This is a genomic window from Rhodococcus sp. NJ-530, assembly GCF_003860625.1.
GTDB classification, from domain to species: domain Bacteria; phylum Actinomycetota; class Actinomycetes; order Mycobacteriales; family Mycobacteriaceae; genus Rhodococcus_F; species Rhodococcus_F qingshengii.
In genome coordinates, this window is record NZ_CP034152.1 from 2,504,441 (window position 1) to 2,521,328 (window position 16,888).

16 protein-coding genes are annotated in these 16,888 nt (G+C 63.0%); 10 read left to right on the plus strand and 6 right to left on the minus strand.

The genetic code is table 11. The annotated features are described in order from the left end of the window. Positions 1 to 56: 56 nt before the first annotated feature. From leuC to EHW12_RS11700, 3 genes are all read left to right on the plus strand, one after another. Complete coding sequence (leuC, locus tag EHW12_RS11690) at positions 57 to 1,478, plus strand: 3-isopropylmalate dehydratase large subunit (protein ID WP_125050668.1); 1,422 nt, start codon at positions 57 to 59, stop codon at positions 1,476 to 1,478. Positions 1,479 to 1,506: 28 nt separating this feature from the next. Then, positions 1,507 to 2,115 (plus strand): 3-isopropylmalate dehydratase small subunit, encoded by a 609-nt coding sequence (gene leuD, locus EHW12_RS11695; RefSeq protein WP_003944724.1) that lies wholly within the window; start codon positions 1,507 to 1,509, stop codon positions 2,113 to 2,115. A 157-nt stretch (positions 2,116 to 2,272) separates the two neighbouring features. Further along, entirely contained in the window at positions 2,273 to 2,959 is a 687-nt protein-coding gene (locus EHW12_RS11700) for an HU family DNA-binding protein (protein ID WP_047271271.1), read from the plus strand. A gap of 167 nt (positions 2,960 to 3,126) precedes the next feature. Here the strand turns inward: EHW12_RS11700 and EHW12_RS11705 are convergent, their stop codons facing one another. Genes EHW12_RS11705 through cofC form a run of 3 tightly spaced genes read right to left on the minus strand, consistent with a single transcriptional unit; the run spans position 3,127 to position 7,115 of the window. After that, positions 3,127 to 4,053, minus strand: a complete 927-nt coding sequence (locus EHW12_RS11705; RefSeq protein ID WP_007729338.1) for an NUDIX hydrolase — start codon at positions 4,051 to 4,053, stop codon at positions 3,127 to 3,129. Between the two features lie 17 nt (positions 4,054 to 4,070). Continuing rightward, the gene (locus tag EHW12_RS11710; protein WP_003942685.1) at positions 4,071 to 6,314 is read right to left on the minus strand and encodes an RNA degradosome polyphosphate kinase; all 2,244 of its coding nucleotides are present in this window, start codon (positions 6,312 to 6,314) and stop codon (positions 4,071 to 4,073) included. 51 nt (positions 6,315 to 6,365) lie between these two features. Beyond that, positions 6,366 to 7,115 (minus strand): 2-phospho-L-lactate guanylyltransferase, encoded by a 750-nt coding sequence (gene cofC, locus EHW12_RS11715; protein ID WP_080552786.1) that lies wholly within the window; start codon positions 7,113 to 7,115, stop codon positions 6,366 to 6,368. Between the two features lie 126 nt (positions 7,116 to 7,241). Here cofC and EHW12_RS11720 point away from each other — a divergent pair, with 126 nt between their 5' ends. From EHW12_RS11720 to EHW12_RS11730, 3 genes are all read left to right on the plus strand, one after another. After that, positions 7,242 to 8,240: an NAD(P)H-dependent glycerol-3-phosphate dehydrogenase gene (locus EHW12_RS11720; protein WP_030535420.1), complete on the plus strand. Its 999-nt coding sequence runs from the start codon at positions 7,242 to 7,244 to the stop codon at positions 8,238 to 8,240. Next, positions 8,237 to 9,388, plus strand: a complete 1,152-nt coding sequence (locus EHW12_RS11725) for a cystathionine gamma-lyase (RefSeq protein ID WP_003942728.1) — start codon at positions 8,237 to 8,239, stop codon at positions 9,386 to 9,388. The genes EHW12_RS11720 and EHW12_RS11725 overlap by 4 nt, the downstream gene beginning before the upstream one ends. A gap of 71 nt (positions 9,389 to 9,459) precedes the next feature. After that, positions 9,460 to 10,566: a D-alanine--D-alanine ligase family protein gene (locus EHW12_RS11730; RefSeq protein ID WP_042450837.1), complete on the plus strand. Its 1,107-nt coding sequence runs from the start codon at positions 9,460 to 9,462 to the stop codon at positions 10,564 to 10,566. On the opposite strand, the gene EHW12_RS11735 is transcribed toward EHW12_RS11730, so the two are convergent. Next, complete coding sequence (locus EHW12_RS11735; protein WP_003942765.1) at positions 10,567 to 11,259, minus strand: DUF3515 domain-containing protein; 693 nt, start codon at positions 11,257 to 11,259, stop codon at positions 10,567 to 10,569. A 77-nt stretch (positions 11,260 to 11,336) separates the two neighbouring features. On the opposite strand from EHW12_RS11735, the gene EHW12_RS11740 reads away from it, so the two are divergent. Genes EHW12_RS11740 through EHW12_RS11750 form a run of 3 tightly spaced genes read left to right on the plus strand, consistent with a single transcriptional unit; the run spans position 11,337 to position 13,588 of the window. Continuing rightward, positions 11,337 to 12,386, plus strand: a complete 1,050-nt coding sequence (locus EHW12_RS11740) for a thiamine-phosphate kinase (RefSeq protein WP_206434844.1) — start codon at positions 11,337 to 11,339, stop codon at positions 12,384 to 12,386. Positions 12,387 to 12,395: 9 nt separating this feature from the next. Then, positions 12,396 to 12,917: a gamma carbonic anhydrase family protein gene (locus tag EHW12_RS11745; protein ID WP_003942761.1), complete on the plus strand. Its 522-nt coding sequence runs from the start codon at positions 12,396 to 12,398 to the stop codon at positions 12,915 to 12,917. After that, positions 12,917 to 13,588, plus strand: coding sequence for a uracil-DNA glycosylase (locus EHW12_RS11750; protein ID WP_125050670.1), 672 nt, complete (start codon positions 12,917 to 12,919; stop codon positions 13,586 to 13,588). Before EHW12_RS11745 ends, EHW12_RS11750 begins: the two co-directional genes overlap by 1 nt. A 66-nt stretch (positions 13,589 to 13,654) precedes the next feature. On the opposite strand, the gene EHW12_RS11755 is transcribed toward EHW12_RS11750, so the two are convergent. Together EHW12_RS11755 and rpmB are read right to left on the minus strand one after the other, a co-directional pair. Further along, positions 13,655 to 14,449: an enoyl-CoA hydratase-related protein gene (locus tag EHW12_RS11755; RefSeq protein ID WP_003942812.1), complete on the minus strand. Its 795-nt coding sequence runs from the start codon at positions 14,447 to 14,449 to the stop codon at positions 13,655 to 13,657. A 131-nt stretch (positions 14,450 to 14,580) separates the two neighbouring features. After that, entirely contained in the window at positions 14,581 to 14,772 is a 192-nt protein-coding gene (rpmB, locus tag EHW12_RS11760) for a 50S ribosomal protein L28 (RefSeq protein WP_003942669.1), read from the minus strand. A 333-nt stretch (positions 14,773 to 15,105) separates the two neighbouring features. Here rpmB and EHW12_RS11765 point away from each other — a divergent pair, with 333 nt between their 5' ends. Beyond that, entirely contained in the window at positions 15,106 to 16,815 is a 1,710-nt protein-coding gene (locus EHW12_RS11765; RefSeq protein WP_125050672.1) for a DAK2 domain-containing protein, read from the plus strand. The last annotated feature ends 73 nt before the right edge of the window (positions 16,816 to 16,888 follow it).

A 16,888-nucleotide genomic window follows, 5' to 3' on the forward strand; every position in this document is an offset into this window, starting at 1 on the left:
TACTTCACGCGCGGCGGGCCAGCCCGTAGTCCGCCGACGCGAGGCTACGTACAGAGGTGGAAGACATGGCACAGAAAGCACGCACTCTCGCCGAGAAGGTGTGGGACGACCACGTTGTCGTGAAAGGGGAGGGGCAGGATCCCGACCTCATCTACATCGATCTCCACCTCGTTCACGAAGTGACGAGCCCCCAGGCATTCGACGGACTTCGCCTGTCGGGACGCCAGTTGCGCCGTCCCGACCTGACGATTGCCACCGAGGACCACAACGTTCCGACGATCGACATCGACAAGCCGATCGCAGATCCTGTGTCCAAGACTCAGGTCGACACCTTGCGCCGAAATTGCGAGGAGTTCGGAGTTCGCTTGCACCGCATGGGCGATCTCGACCAAGGCATCGTGCATGTGGTCGGACCGCAGCTCGGCCTGACGCAGCCCGGAACCACCGTGGTGTGCGGCGACAGTCATACGTCGACGCACGGCGCATTCGGTGCGCTCGCAATGGGAATCGGCACCAGCGAGGTCGAGCATGTGATGGCAACGCAGACATTGTCGTTGCGCCCCTTCAAGACCATGGCGATCACGGTCGACGGCGAGCTGCCTCCCGGCGTCACGAGCAAGGACTTGATCCTCGCAGTCATCGCCAAGATCGGCACCGGCGGCGGCCAGGGCTACGTACTGGAGTACCGCGGCGAGGCCATTCGCAAACTGTCGATGGAAGCTCGTATGACCATCTGCAACATGTCGATCGAGGCCGGAGCCCGCGCGGGCATGATCGCACCGGACGAGACCACTTACGAGTTCATCAAGGGCCGTCCGCATGCACCGTCCGGCGCAGAGTGGGACGAAGCCGTCGCCGCGTGGGAGTTGCTCAAGACCGACGAGGGCGCGGAATTCGACAACGAGGTTCACATCGACGCAAGCGCATTGACGCCTTTCGTCACGTGGGGAACCAATCCGGGACAGGGTGCGCCGCTCGGCGACCGTGTGCCTGATCCCGAACTGATCGTCGACGAGAGCGAGCGTCAGGCAGCCGAGAAGGCGCTCACCTACATGGGTCTCGACGCCGGTATGCCGCTTCGGGATGTTTCTGTCGACACCGTGTTCGTCGGTTCGTGCACCAACGGACGCATCGAAGACCTGCGCGCAGTGGCGGAGGTGCTCGAGGGTCGCCATGTGGCAGAGGGCGTTCGGATGCTCATCGTTCCCGGCTCGATGCGGGTGCGGGCTCAAGCCGAAAGCGAAGGTCTCGGTGAAATCTTCACAGCGGCAGGGGCTGAATGGCGCCAGGCCGGTTGCTCGATGTGCTTGGGAATGAACCCTGACCAGCTTGCTCCCGGCGAGCGTTCGGCATCGACGTCCAACCGGAATTTCGAAGGCCGACAGGGTAAAGGCGGCCGGACCCATCTGGTTTCCCCGCTCGTCGCGGCTGCCACGGCGGTCCGCGGAACGCTCTCGGCACCGGCCGATCTGGTCTGACCCACTTACCATCTCGAGGAGAATTTCGATGGAATCCTTTACCACGCACAAGGGTATCGGCGTCCCGCTGCGACGCTCGAATGTCGATACCGACCAGATCATCCCTGCCGTGTACCTGAAACGGGTGACGCGCACCGGATTCGAGGACGGACTGTTCGCAGGCTGGCGTACCGACCCCAACTTCATTCTCAATCTGGCTCCGTACGACAAGGGAAGTGTCCTCGTGGCCGGTCCCGATTTCGGCACGGGCTCTTCGCGTGAGCATGCCGTGTGGGCTCTCTCCGACTTCGGATTTCGGGTCGTCATCGCTTCCCGGTTCGCCGACATCTTCCGCGGAAACGCCGGAAAAGCCGGTCTCGTAGCGGCACAGGTCGAGCAGAGCGACGTCGAATTGCTCTGGAAGTTGCTCGAAGAGCAGCCCGGATTGGAATTGACAGTAGATCTCGAGAATCGGACCGTCAGCGCCGGAACTACGGTGGTGCCGTTCAATATTGACGACTACACACGGTGGCGTCTGCTGGAGGGTCTCGACGACATCGGACTGACATTGCGGCAGGTAGACGCGATTTCCGAGTTCGAAAAGTCAAGGCCTTCATGGAAACCGACTACCCTTCCAGCCCGAATTTCGCAGGGCTGAACCGAAATCCGCAACTCCGCGCGGGAAGAGAAATAGGTCACCATTTCGCAGTCACGTTGAATGAGAATTGGCGTGGCACATAGACTCTTGCCGTTATCAGGTTTACCGTGGTTCTCAGTCGGTCCGACGGTGGACCACAATTAGCGGAGGAATTTCAATGAACAAGGCAGAGCTCATCGATGTTCTGACTGAAAAGCTGGGTTCGGACAGGCGCACAGCGACCGACGCAGTGGAGCACGTCGTGGACACCATCGTCCGCGCCGTCCACCGTGGCGAGAGCGTGACCATTACCGGCTTCGGAGTCTTCGAGCAGCGTCGTCGTGCAGCACGTGTTGCACGCAACCCGCGTACGGGCGAGACCGTCAAGGTCAAGCCGACGTCGGTTCCGGCTTTCCGTCCGGGTGCGCAGTTCAAGGCTGTTATCGCTGGTGGACAGAAGCTTCCGGCCACCGGCCCGGCAGTCAAGCGTGGCGTAGCAGCACCGGCCACCAAGGCTGCAGCCAAGAAGGCTGCTGCCAAGAAGACCGCAGCCAAGAAGGCTCCGGCCAAGAAGGCTCCGGCCAAGACCGCAGCCAAGAAGACGGTTGCCGCGAAGGCTCCCGCCAAGAAGGCTCCGGCCAAGACCGCAGCCAAGAAGACGGTTGCCACCAAGGCTCCCGCCAAGAAGGCTCCGGCCAAGACCGCAGCCAAGAAGACGGTTGCCACCAAGGCTCCCGCCAAGAAGGCTCCGGCCAAGACCGCAGCCAAGGCTCCGGCCAAGAAGGCTCCGGCCAAGAAGGCCCCCGCCAAGACCGCAGCCAAGAAGGCTCCGGCCAAGAAGGCTCCGGCCAAGCGCGCAAAGTAGTCGCGTTCGGGTGAAAAACCCGATGCCGTAAGACAAAGAGGTGCAGCCGCGGATCAGATCCGCGGCTGCACCTCTTTTTTGCTGTCTGGGAGAAGTGTGAATTCTCCTGTGTTTCAGTGCTTTGCAAAACTACCGAATCGAGCTGGGTGTCGGTTGGTCCAAATCCCTCAGGAGTTGGCGACTTTGGGGAGCGGGCTGTCGAGGTGATCCGCGGCGACCAGACGGCCGTCGAGGAACGAGAGCACCCAAGTGCTCGCCTTACGGTTGCGCGCCGAGGGCAGTGTTACACCGGCCGTATCAGCCCACCAGCGCATCAAATCGGGGATGACGCCTCCTTGGCTGCAGATTACGGGAGTGCCCTCCAGTGCGGCGATCTGCAGCGCACGCGCCCTGGCGGCGTCGGGATCGGCCTCGTAACCTTCTTCGGTCAGAAGAGGTTCCGTCGAAATCTCTACACCCAATGCCTCCGCCAATGGCATCACAGTGTCGATGCAGCGCGTACGGTCAGCCGCGAAAACCGAATCGGCTCCGAAGATTTTCAGCTGTTCGACCAAGGCGGCGGATTGCTCTTTGCCCTTGGCGTCGAGTGGACGCACGTTGTCGTCGCCCTTGTATCGCTTACGGCTTCCAGCTTTTGCGTGGCGGACGAGTAATACCGTTTTCGTGTCAGGCCGAAGGGAAACGAAGCGGCGAAGAATCATTCGATCCATCGGGTAGGAAAGATGATCGGCGACCTCGGTGACCGGAAGCCAATAGAGAACATCCACTTCGCTATTCGGCCCGAAATCTCCGTCCACTGCTTCGGCCGACCAGTATTCGACCCGTTTGAGTTTGCGATGTCCCGGGATCGGGTACGTCACGCCACCGAGGTGCCTTCCGAAACGTCCGGTGATCGAGGTCTCTTCGCGGACCTCGCGAACTGCTGCGGTCAAGAAGGTTTCGCCGGGATCGAGCTTTCCTTTGGGGAATGACCAGTCGTCGTACTTCGGTCGATGTACGACGGCGATCTCGATGGCGGAAGGATCCTGAGGAGCCTTCCGCCACAGAACCGCGCCTGCGGCAAAGATGTTGGCTTTGACCGGCTTGTCGCTCATTGTGTGATCCGAGCCCGTCAAGACCCGCTGGCGGTGCGGCTGCGCATCAACGACTGTTGATGCTCACGTACGTCCTCACCGCGTTCGGGGGCAGCGACCCAACTCCCGTCCGGATGCAGTACCCAGCAGCGAGTTCGGGGATCGAGCGCGGAGTCGAAGATGTCACCGAGTTGCTTCGACAGTTTCGGGTCCTTGACCTGCACCATGACCTCGACGCGGCGATCGAGGTTGCGGTGCATCATGTCTGCGCTGCCGATCCAGAATTCGTCGGCCGAGCGGAAATGGAACATTCGCGAGTGTTCGAGGAAGCGTCCGAGAATGGAACGTACTTCGATGTTTTCGCTGAGGCCGGGAACGCCCGGCTTGAGCGCGCAGATTCCGCGGACCACGATCTCGACGGGGATACCGGCCTTGGATGCGCGGTACAACGCGTCGATGACCTGCTCGTCGACCAATGCGTTGGCCTTCAAGCGGATACCGGCATCGCGGCCTGCGAGCTTGTGAGCGATCTCGTTGTCGATCCGCTCGATGATCCCGCGGCGAACCCCGTACGGCGCTACGAGAAGGTTGCGGTAGCTCGTCTTTCGGGAGTATCCGGTCAGCGAGTTGAAGAGGTCGGTGAGGTCTGCACCGATCTCCGGTGCTGCGGTGAGCAATCCGACGTCCTCGTACATGCGCGCGGTCTTCGGGTTGTAGTTGCCCGTGCCGATGTGGCAGTAACGACGAATGGTCGAGCCCTCTCGTCTGACGACGAGGCACGTCTTGCAGTGAGTCTTGAGACCGACGAGACCGTAGACGACGTGAACGCCGGCCTGCTCGAGTTTGCGTGCCCACTTGATGTTGGCCTGCTCGTCGAAGCGGGCCTTGATCTCCACCAGCGCGACAACCTGCTTGCCCGCTTCGGCGGCGTCGATCAGTGCATTGACGATGGGGGAGTCGCCGGAAGTGCGGTACAGGGTCTGCTTGATCGCGAGCACCTGCGGGTCGGCGGCGGCCTGTTCGATGAAGCGTTGAACGCTTGTGGAAAACGAGTCGTATGGGTGGTGGACGAGCACGTCGCCTTCGCGCAGGGTCGAGAACACGCTCTTCGGAGTCTCGCGTTCACCGAACGCCGGATGCGTCGCCGGGACGAACGGAGCGTCTTTGAGAGCGGGGCGGTCGACGGCGTAAACCTGCCAGAGGCAGGACAAGTCGAGGAGACCGGAAACCTCGATCACGTCGGCCGGATCGACGTCGAGTTCACGCAGAAGCAGTTCGAGCATGTGCTCGGTCATGTCGTCGGCAACTTCGAGGCGAACGGGTGAACCGAAACGACGACGCGCCAATTCACGTTCGAGTGCCTGCAGCAGATCCTCGTCCCGATCTTCTTCGACCTCGAAATCGGCGTTGCGTGTGATTCGGAAAGCGTGATGTTCGACGATTTCCATTCCGGGGAACAGCACGTCCAGATGAGCCGAAATCAGTTCTTCCATCGGGAGGAAAGAATCGATGGTGGACGAAGATGTCGTGCTCTTGACTCGCACGAACCGGCCGACGTTGTCGGGAACCTTGACGCGAGCGAAGTGTTCGCCGCGGGTGACGGAGTCCTTCACTGTCACGGCGAGGTTGAGGCTCAGTCCGCTGATGTAGGGGAACGGGTGGGCGTGATCGACTGCCAACGGCGTCAGTACCGGGAAGACCTGCTCGTGGAAATGCGCCGAGAGCCGGCCGTGATCGTCGGCACTGAGGTCGGCCCATCGAACAATTGAAATGCCTTCTGCCGCCAGGGCAGGGCGGACCGAGTCGAGAAACACGTGTGCGTGCTTGTCAGCGAGTTCCTGGGTGCGACGCGCGATGAGCGCCAATTGTTCGCGTGGGGAGAGGCCGTCGGCGGACCTGACCGACAGTCCCGTCTCGTCGCGGCGCTTGAGTCCGGCGACCCGGACCATGAAAAATTCGTCGAGATTGGAAGCGAAGATGGCGAGGAACTTTGCGCGTTCGAGCAACGGCAGTGACTCGTCGGCAGCCAATGCGAGAACACGGGCATTGAAATCGAGCCAGCTGAGTTCGCGGTTGAGGTAACGATCCTCGGGAAGTCCGACGAGCAATTCGGGTAGCTCTGCCTTGGTAGCTGCAGGGGGAGCGCCCGGGATGTTGGTGGCGACCGCGACGGCCTGAGATCGCGGCGAGGTGGCCGCGCCGTTCTCGTGCCGGCCGGAGCTGTGGTCTCCGTCCGACTGGTCTTCGGAAATACGGTTTTCGAGTGCTTCGCCATTGCTCACTCGTCGATCATCCCCCACAATCGCGCGGTCCGACAATCGATGAAAGAAAATTCATCGACTGTTCGACGGCGTGGCCTTGAGTCTGGTCAACGAAGCCGATGTCGCGGGGCCTACTCCCAGTGCTCGCACAGTGCCGAGATCGGCATGGGTGTCGACGTCGGTGCGCAGTCCCGGCCATTGGCCGTTGAGTGGACGAGCACCTGAATTGGCATGTCCAAGTGCGGATTCCGGCCCGAACCGAGGGTCGAGCGCGCTTTCGCCGCACGCAAACAATGCGGAAGTGCCGGTGCCGTGGTGATCGACGACGACTGAACGTCCGCCGCTTCGGGCCGCGGCCACGGCCTCCGTCAGTTCGCTCGGTTGCATGGCGGGCAAGTCGGCTTGCAGCACAACGAGGTCGACCACTCCGCGCTTGGCTCGGATATCGGCGGCCGCTGCACTCAACGCCGCGTTGAGGGTTTCCTCCGTGCGCGGTGTTGCGCCGTTGGTTCGGGCGCCGTCGGGAGCTGGATCGGCGTAGACCGTCACGCCGACGGAATATGCAAGGGCGGCAACGGTGGGGTCTGGGGTGACCACTGTGACGCTGTCGATGGCCGAGACGGCTGCAACTGTGGCGAGGGTGTCGTGAAGCATGGCCAACACGAGGTCTGCACGCGCGTCCGAGTCGAGTTCGCCCGCGAGGCGGGACTTGGCCGATCTCAAGGACTTGACGGCCACTATCGCATGCATGGGGCGTTCGATCTCCGTGCGCGCATGCGGTGTCTCCACGGCGTGTGGGTACGGGGGTTCCGCGCTGTCCATCCCTCGATCTTGCCAGTCATCACGCTCGGTGTCCGCGGCTGCCCACCGCAGTGCACCACAGGCGATACTCTGTGCAGACGATTTTTCTGGCGGCGACCCGCTTCGCCGGGTAGACGAGGTGAGCGTGTGAGTAAGGCAGCTGTATTGGGCGCAGGTTCGTGGGGAACGGCGTTGGCGAAGGTGATGGCCGAGGCCGGAACCGACGTGACGATGTGGGCCAGGCGTGAAGAGGTCGCGAAGCGCATCGACACCACGCACGAGAACAGCGACTATCTGCCAGGCATTGCTTTGCCTTCGTCGATTCGCGCGACCCACCACCACGAGGAGGCGATGGCAGGTGCTGACTTCATCGTGCTGGCGGTTCCCTCGCAGTCGCTACGAGCAAACCTGGAGCAGTGGAAAGGCTCGATCGGACCCGATGCGACTCTGCTGAGTCTGGCCAAGGGAATCGAGACCGGGACGCTCATGCGCATGAGCCAGGTCATCGTGTCGGTGACCGGCGTGGAACCGGGGCGCGTCGCGGTGCTCTCGGGCCCGAATCTTGCACACGAGATCGCCGGCGGGCAACCCGCGGCGACGGTGATCGCCTGTTCGGATTCCTCGCGTGCCCTCGCTCTCCAGGATGCTTGTGCTACCGGCTATTTCAGGCCGTACACCAACTCCGACGTCATCGGATGCGAGATCGGTGGTGCGTGTAAGAACGTGATCGCGCTGGCCTGCGGCATGGCCGCCGGCAGTGGATTCGGCGACAACACGGTCGCCAGCATCATCACCCGTGGGCTCGCCGAGACGATTCGTCTCGGCGTTGCGCTCGGCGCCAAGGCGTCGACTCTTGCAGGCTTGGCGGGTGTCGGTGACCTGGTAGCGACATGCACGTCCGAGTTGTCGCGAAACCGGACGTTCGGAGAGCGGCTCGGACGAGGCGGGTCAATGGAGTCGGCACAGAAGGCAACCAACGGTCAGGTCGCCGAGGGCGTGAAGTCGTGCACGTCGGTACGCGCACTCGCTGCCGGATACGACGTGGAGATGCCGTTGACCGACGCGGTCCACCGGGTGTGCCACGAAGGCATGGCCGTCAGCGATGCGATCGGTCAGTTGCTCGGACGCCGGACGAAGCCGGAATGAGTGAAATCGGTGTGGGTCGCTTCGAGGATTACGGGGATTCGACGCGCAGCGTGAGCGCCGTCGCGCGCGAACACGCCGCGGGTCAGCCCATGCAACTGGGCCCGATATTCGCTGCGCCGTACCAACTTTCGGCGGACGAAGGTTCCGAGTCCGATACCTATGCACGTGCATCGAACCCGGGTTGGCGCGGACTCGAATCCGCGCTCGCGGCGCTCGAGAGAGCGGACCACGCCCTCGTCATGGGATCGGGGATGTCCGCGATCACCGCTACCTTGCGCAGCGTCCTCGTCGCGGGGGATACCGTCGTCGTGCCCTCGGACGGGTATTACCAAGTGCGGTTGTACGCGAACGAGCGCCTCGCGCCGTTGGGAATCACCGTTCGCGAGGTTTCGACTCTGCAGATGGGCGACGCGAGCTTCGTAGATCTGCTCGACGCGTCACCGGGCCGCGTGGTCGTCGTCGCCGAGACGCCGTCCAACCCGGTGCTGGACGTGGTCGACCTTCGCGTGCTCGCCGACGTGTGCCACCGTTCGGGTGCGCTGCTGATCGTCGACAACACGACCGCGACACCGCTGGGTCAGCGCCCGCTCGAATTGGGTGCCGACGTCGTGGTGGCCAGCGGTACCAAGGCTCTCAGCGGGCACAGTGACCTCCTGATGGGTTACGTCGCCACCTCCGATGCGGCAGTGAGTCGGCGAATCGAGCGTGAGCGACTTCTCTCGGGAACGGTGCTCGGCCCCTTCGAGACGTGGCTTGCGCACCGGAGCCTCGGCACGGCAGGCCTGCGATTCGGGCGTCAGTGCGACAACGCGCTGGCGCTTGCCGAGATGTTGGTAAATCACAAAGCAGTCCGGTCCGTTCGTTACCCCGGCCTTCGCGGTGACCCGTCCTATGCAACGGCATCCGGTCAGATGAATCGATTCGGCGGATTGGTGAGCGTCGAGTTGGATTCGGCTCAGGCATTCCACTCGTTCGTCGAAGCGAGCGCTCTCGTCACGGCTGCTACCAGCTTCGGCGGGATCCACACGACGGCGGATCGCCGTGCGCGCTGGGGCGATCCGGTCAGTGCGGGGTTTGTCCGAATCGCTTGTGGCATCGAGGACACCGCCGATCTCCTGGCCGACATCGAGCGCGCACTCGACGCGTAAACGGGCCGGGTCGACGAAATCGGTCCGGCCCGATCGCGTGCCGCAGTCGATTCGGCGGTACGGTTTGACGCGTGAACAGCAGTCGTACCCGCGTGGCCGTGATCTTCGGTGGCCGGAGCAATGAGCATTCAGTGTCCTGTGTTTCCGCCGGAAGCGTCCTGAGCAACCTCGACCCCGATCGGTACGACGTCGTACCGATCGGCATCACCGTCGACGGTTCCTGGGTGCTCGGTTCGAGCGACCCCAGTTCCCTCGCGATCAGCGGGCGCGCGCTGCCGTCGGTCGACAAAGACGGAACGTCGGTGGTCCTCAGCGCGGACCCCACCCGCGAGGGCGAGGTAATCTCCTTCGACGGCTCCGACGCCGGTGCTGTGCTCGCGTCGGTCGACGTCGTGTTCCCCGTTCTTCATGGGGCTTACGGCGAAGACGGCACGATTCAGGGTCTGCTCGAACTTGCCGGGGTTCCGTACGTCGGACCCGGAGTTCTGGCCAGCGCCGCCGGCATGGACAAAGAGTTCACGAAGAAGCTTCTTGCTGCTGAAGGACTTCCCGTCGGAGTGCAGGTCGTGCTTCGACCGGGAACCGCAACGCTGACCGAAGAGCAGAAGGCGGAATTGGGCCTTCCGGTTTTCGTCAAGCCCGCTCGTGGAGGCTCGTCCATCGGCATCACTCGGGTGAGCAATTGGGACGGTCTGGACGGGGCGATCGCTCATGCACGCCTGCACGATCCCAAGGTGATCGTCGAAGGCGCGATCATCGGCCGCGAGGTGGAATGCGGCGTCCTCGAATTCCCGAACGGCGACGTCAAGGCGAGTGTGGTCGCCGAGATCCGGATGCCGGATTCCGACGCCGATTCGGACGCGTTCTACGACTTCGACACCAAGTACCTCGACGACGTCTGTGAATTCGACATCCCCGCGAAACTCGACGAGTCGGTGAGCGACCAGATCAGGGAGCTTGCTGTCCGCGCGTTCAAGGCACTCGATTGCCAGGGACTCTCGCGGGTCGATTTCTTCGTCACGGCTGACGGCCCGGTGATCAACGAGATCAACACGATGCCCGGGTTCACTTCCATCTCGATGTACCCGAAGATGTGGAACGCCACCGGAATCGATTACCGCACTTTGATTTCGACTCTGGTCGACACCGCCGTCGCTCGCGGCACCGGCCTTCGCTGATCAGGGAACCGCGACCGGCGCCGGGTCGAGAGGCTTCTGTTCGAGAGTCGCCGTGATGGTGTCGGAGATTTCCTGAATCGGCGTCGGACCGGTCCCGTCGGGGATCGTGATACCGATGTATTCACCGCGGTCTACGGCAAACCAAGTGCTCGCCGCCAAACCGATGTCGGTTCCCGAGACCTGGAACCACTGGACACCGTTCACGACCTGTAGTGCTGCAGCCTGGTCGAACTCGGACGGACGGTCGAGTCCGCAGCGCAAGACGATCGGCTCTCCTTCGCTGCGCTGCCACGCTGCCGCACCGGCCGGAGCAGGTTCTACCAATTCGGCTTTCGTGAAGTCGTCGATCTTGTCGGGGAGCGCGCCGAGAAGGGAAACGCAGGCCGGCGACTCCGCTGCCGGTGCCGGCACGGGTCCCAATGCAACCGGCGAGAGTTCAGGGTTGTTTCCCGCGACGACGGCCGCGATCACTACTCCGACGATCAGGGCTACCGGCAGTGCGATGGCGGTGGCGATCAGCGCCGGACTGCGGCGCTCTGACGGATCGTCGTCGCCGTCGGGGTCGATGTCGGCGTTGTCTGCGGTGGAGGTGTTTTCTGCCATGCTCAGTTCTTCGCTCGGGTCCTGGTCCAGTCGATCAGCGGTCTTGTCACTTCTGAGAGCATGTCGGTGAATCGGTAGGATTGCCGACACACGCGTGAGCTTGCAGAAGCATTCACGACCACAGCTAGAAGGTACCGCAGGCCGCTTACGAGCGAATTGCGTCGGCATTGGAGAGACTCATCGCATCATCGGAGTTCACTGCATCATCGGAGTTCGCTGCGTCATCGGAGTTCGGGTCGGAGCCCACTGTCGAGCAGGTGGGGGAGTTCGACGTGATCGCGCGATCTCTTCTCGGCCGAATCCAACCGGTCACCACTGAATTGGGGCCGGGTGACGATGCCGCCATCGTGACTTCCGGAGACGGCCGTGTGGTCGTCTCGTCCGACATGTTGGTCGAAGGTCGACATTTCCGAATGGATTGGTCTTCACCACGCGACATCGGCCGGAAGGCAGTGGCACAGAACGCTGCTGATGTGGTCTCGATGGGAGCGCGGCCGACGGCCTTCACGGTGTCTCTGGGGTGCCCGCCTTCGACACCCGTCGACGTGGTCGACGCAATCTCCGCGGGAATCTGGGACGCGGCAACCGATCTGGGTGCCGGTGTGGTCGGCGGTGACCTGGTCCAGTCACCGGTGATCGTGGTGTCGGTGACCGTGCTCGGCGATCTCGGTGGCCGTGCGGCAGTTCTGCGTTCGGGAGCAAAGATCGGTGACAAGATCGCGGTCGCCGGGTTGTTCGGTTGCTCGGCAGCAGGGTTGGCACTACTGCTCGACGAAGCCGTACTGCTCGACAAGCCCGCAAACTTTCCAGATTTGCTTGCCTCCCATCGCGTTCCGAATCCGCCGTATCAATCGGCATGGGACGCCGCAGAATCAGCACATTCCATGACGGACGTGTCCGACGGATTGATCGCGGACCTCCGACATCTCGCAGAGGCCTCGCACGTGCGGTTCGACATCTTCTCGGCTGCGGTTCCGACCTCACCGGATGTCGCATCGGCGGCCGAGGCACTCGACGTCGATCCGCTGGACTGGATCCTCTCCGGTGGTGAAGATCACGGATTTGCAGCAACTTTCGGGCCTGAGGTCGAGATTCCGTCGGGTTGGATCGTGATCGGTGAGGTTGCCGCCGGTTCGGGCGTGAGCGTCGACGGTTCGCTTCGCGAGAGCGGCGGTGGCTGGCACAGCTTTTCGACCACCGGTACCACCGCGGTATAGGTTGCTTTCATGGCTGTATACGCACTTGGAGACAGAGTTCCGGACATTCATCCGGACGCATACGTCCACCCGGACGCGGTGGTGATCGGCGCCGTGACTCTCGCAGCGGGTACCTCGATCTGGCCGCAAGCGGTATTGCGTGGTGACTACGGAACCATTTCGGTGGGAATCGGATCGAACATCCAGGACGGAACCGTCATCCATTGCACCGCCGTCGATGCGACTGTCATCGGTTCCGGTTGCGTCGTGGGCCACAACGCGCACATCGAGGGATCGACCATCGAGGACCATTGCCTGATCGCGTCGGGGTCAGTTGTTCTCAACGGAACGGTGATCGGGACAGGGTCGATCGTCGCCGCTGGTGCGGTGGTGGCCAACAAGATGCAGGTTCCGCCGCGCAGCATGGCACTCGGTGTCCCCGCCAAGGTCCGTGCGGGATACGAGGTTCCGCTCGGTCACCTCGACGGCAACGTCAAGATGTACGCAGCCAATGCGGCGTACTACCGCGACGCGTTGCGCAGGCTCGACTGATGGCGCCGCTTGCAGAGATCGTCGACCCAGGGTGGGCGCGAGCACTCGAACCGGTGTCGGAGCAGATCGCCGCGATGGGTAAGTTCTTGCGCGAAGAGATCGCTGCGGGACGGGAGTACCTGCCGGCGGGGGAGAACGTCTTGCGTGCGTTCACGAACCCTTTCGAGGACGTTCGAGTGCTCATCGTCGGTCAGGACCCTTATCCGACGCCCGGTCACGCTGTCGGGTTGAGCTTTTCGGTTGCACCGGACGTGCGGCCGGTTCCGCGAAGTCTCGGCAACATCTACAAGGAGTATCACCAGGATCTCGGGTTGCCGATACCGCCGAACGGCGATCTGACACCGTGGTCGAAACAAGGTGTGCTGCTTCTCAATCGCGTTCTCACCGTGCAGCCGGGTCAAGCCGCTTCTCATCGTAAGAAGGGCTGGGAGCCGGTGACCGAGCAGGCTATCCGCGCTCTGGTCGCGCGGTCGTCGCCGATGGTGGCGATCTTGTGGGGTCGTGACGCGGCCACTCTCGCGCCGATGCTCGGCGACACACCGATCATCGAATCCGCGCACCCGTCACCGCTTTCGGCCTCGCGTGGCTTCTTCGGTTCGCGCCCCTTCAGTCGTGCGAACGAACTCTTGACCGGACTCGGAGCCGATCCGGTCGACTGGAATCTGGGCTGATCGAACGGTGTCTGCACGAACCGGCCTGCCGAACGTCGAGTCGCGACGTTCGGCACGGCAGTTCGACTAGGCCTGCTTTGCGGAAGTGAAATCGGGCCGACGCTTGTCGACGAACGCGTCGACGCCCTCGCGTCCGATCGGGCTGTTCGCTGCGATGGCGATAGACGCGGCTTCGGCGTCGAGTTGCTCGGCGAGCGAGTTCGTCCGCGACGAACGCAGCAGTGCTTTGATTCCCGAGTACGACGTACTCGGTCCGTTGGCCAGAGCGCGGGCGAGGCGAGCTGCCTCTTCCTGGACCTCGTCGTCACCGACGAGTCGGGTGAGGATCCCCAGACGGACGGCTTCGTCGCCACCGATCACCGAATCGTTGAGAAGAATCTCGCGAGCGCGTGCCACACCGACGATGCGGGGGAGTGTCCACGACATTCCGCCGTCCGGGGTGAAACCGATGGAGGGGTACGCGGGGCGAAGCTTGGTGCCGGTGCCGCCGATTGCGACGTCGGCGAGGCAGACCAGGCTCATTCCGGCGCCGGCAGCCCATCCGTGGACCCCGGCCACCACTGGAGCGGTCGCGGCGTCGAGCGCGCGAACGAACACGTGGAAGACGCGGGCAACCTCGGCCACGTACTCGCCGCGGTCAGGAGCTGCGGCGAACGCACGGACGTTGCCGCCGGCACAGAAGTTTGCGCCTTCGCCGACCAGAAGGATGCTCCCGATGTCGTTTCCGACTGTCTCGAGCGCCTGCGCGCCCTGAACCAGTCCTTCGTCGTCGAGGGAGGTGCCGTTGGCGGCGGTGGAAATGGTGATGCGGAGTACGCCCTCGTCGAGGGTCACTTTGCTCAGGTCATCGATGGAAGTCACTCAACGCACATTACGGGTGTCCGACAGCCATACGAAACACGGGGACACATAGATACAGCCACATTGATACAGCTCTGCCCCCGTCACCGAAGTGACGGGGGCAGAGCCTGCAATAGTTTGTGCTCGGGCAATCAGCCCCGAGCGACCTTGCCTGCCTTCAGGCAGGAGGTGCACACGTTGACCTTACGGGTGTTACCCGGGGCAACCTCGGTACGAACAGACTGAATGTTCGGGTTCCAGCGACGATTGGTACGCCGGTGCGAGTGCGAGACCGACTTACCGAAGCCGGGCCCCTTGGCGCATACGTCGCAGACGGCAGCCATAGTCGCGAACTCCTTGTTAGAAATGAATATTGAAGTGGTTACCCTACACGGTAGGGCAGCCAGAATTACAATCCGAATATACTCGACTTCGAACCGATCCTTGACCGCTCACTGTGCAGCCGAACGTGAAAACAGTCAATCAGCAACAAACAAAGTGCAGCATTATTTCGTGTAGCCCGTTCGAGGCAACCGTGTAAGAGTAACCGCTTCCGGCCCGAATGGCCAAACCGCCCGGTAATGACGGTTGCGCAGAAGCGTCGGACTACCCTCGACTGCACCGATCACCGATCTCTTTTTCATCGTCAGTCTTTCCATCGTCGAGGGGAACCGTCAGTGGGGGAAGTGCAACGCGTCGCCGAAGAAGCGGAATCCGTCGCGGACGGACATCTGCTGCGGCGCTGGGCCCGCCGGGCGGTCGACAGCCTCCAGAAACGTCGCGGTGAGATCAACAGCCTCAACGTCTTTCCCATCCCTGATTCGGATACCGGCACCAATCTGCTGTTCACGATGCGGGCTGCACTCGATTCCGCCGAGACGATCGAGGACGACGTCCGCAGTGCGGGCCGCGTCGCCAACGCTCTGGCTCGGGGCGCCGTGTCCGGTGCTCGCGGTAATTCCGGAGTGATCCTCTCCCAAGTGATCCGGGGCATCGCCGAGAGCGTTCAAGGTGAGCACATCGACGGCCGAAGCTTCGCGAACTCGCTGACCACGGCGACGACGCTGGCCTCTCGGGCTGTCTCCGATCTGGTGGAAGGCACCATCGTCACGGTATTGCGCGCATCGGGAGAAGCAGCGCAGGAGTGCGTCGACACCAGGACACCGAGCGGCGAGGATCTTGCATCCGTGGTTGCCGCCGCTGCCGACGCCGCTGCGGTCGCACTGAACAAGACGCCGGAGCAACTGGACGTTCTCGCGTCCGCCGGGGTGGTCGATGCCGGGGGATTCGGTCTGGTTCTGATCCTCGACGCCTTTGTCGAGGTGCTGACCGGGAAGCCGCAGGTTCGCGAAGATCTGGGGACGCCGGACCCGAGGTCGAGCGCAGTTGTCGACGTCAGCGCATTCGATCACGATTGGGCTCACAAGAGCCCGATCGAATGTGGTGATCACTCGGAACAGGATTTCGAGGTCATGTACCTCGTCGACGACTCCGACGACGATCGCATGACGGCGCTGCGCACGCGGCTGTCCGTCCTCGGAGATTCGACGGTCATCGTCAGCGACGGTTTCGGCGGCTGGTCGGTGCACGTGCATTGCTGCGATGCCGGTGCAGCCGTGGAAGCCGGCCTCGAGGCCGGGAAGGTTCACGGTATTCGCATCAGCAGTTTTCTCGTCGACGAACGCGACCAGTTGGTGGCACGGGCGGAGAGGCGATTCCCCGGGGCCGGCGCGCGCGGCGTACTGGCCGTCGTTGCCGGTGACAGCGCGGCGGCGTTGTTCGCGAGTGAGGGTGCGACGGTTCTTCGGTGCGACGATGCGCCGGTGACACGCGCACAACTGCTCGGCCGCATTCGTCAGATGGAACGCAGCGAAGTTCTGGTGCTTCCGAACGGAGCTTTGACCGCTCAGGAACTCGTCGCGGTCAGTGCCGCTGCACGCGATCCGCTTCACCAGGTTCTGCTGCTGTCGACATCGTCGATGGTCCAGGGCTTGGCAGCACTTGCCGTTCACGACCCTCAGCGCAACGTCGCCGACGACGGCTTCACGATGTCCGAGGCGGCGGCCGCCACGCGCTGGGGATCGTTGCGGATCGCGGTCGAGCGTTCGCTGACCTACGTCGGGACATGTGATCCGGGTGACGCGATCGGTCTGATGGGGCACGAGGTGGTGCTCATCGGTCCCGACGTCGCGGAGTCGAGTGCGCGACTGGTCGACCTCGCGCTCGGATCCGGTGGCGAACTCGTGACCCTACTCATGGGCGCAGACGCGCCGGACGACCTGGCCGGGCAGCTCGAGGCGCACGTCGTCGCGCACCACCCGGGCGTCGACGTGCTCGTCTATCAGGGTGATCAGCCGGGTGACCTGTTCCAGTTGGGCGTGGAGTGATCGAACCGGGTCTGTCGGTGACTGCTGATATACGAACACATGTGCTTACCGCGACACTGTGCTGGAGGAACTG

Coding starts and splice junctions, on each gene's coding strand:
- EHW12_RS11700 (WP_047271271.1), top strand. CDS start 2,273: ATGAACAAGGCAGAGCTCATCGATGTTCTGACTGAAAAGCTGGGTTCG.
- EHW12_RS11750 (WP_125050670.1), top strand. CDS start 12,917: ATGGCGCCGCTTGCAGAGATCGTCGACCCAGGGTGGGCGCGAGCACTC.
- rpmB (WP_003942669.1), bottom strand. CDS start 14,772: ATGGCTGCCGTCTGCGACGTATGCGCCAAGGGGCCCGGCTTCGGTAAG.
- cofC (WP_080552786.1), bottom strand. CDS start 7,115: ATGGACAGCGCGGAACCCCCGTACCCACACGCCGTGGAGACACCGCAT.
- leuD (WP_003944724.1), top strand. CDS start 1,507: ATGGAATCCTTTACCACGCACAAGGGTATCGGCGTCCCGCTGCGACGC.
- EHW12_RS11705 (WP_007729338.1), bottom strand. CDS start 4,053: ATGAGCGACAAGCCGGTCAAAGCCAACATCTTTGCCGCAGGCGCGGTT.
- EHW12_RS11725 (WP_003942728.1), top strand. CDS start 8,237: ATGAGTGAAATCGGTGTGGGTCGCTTCGAGGATTACGGGGATTCGACG.
- EHW12_RS11745 (WP_003942761.1), top strand. CDS start 12,396: ATGGCTGTATACGCACTTGGAGACAGAGTTCCGGACATTCATCCGGAC.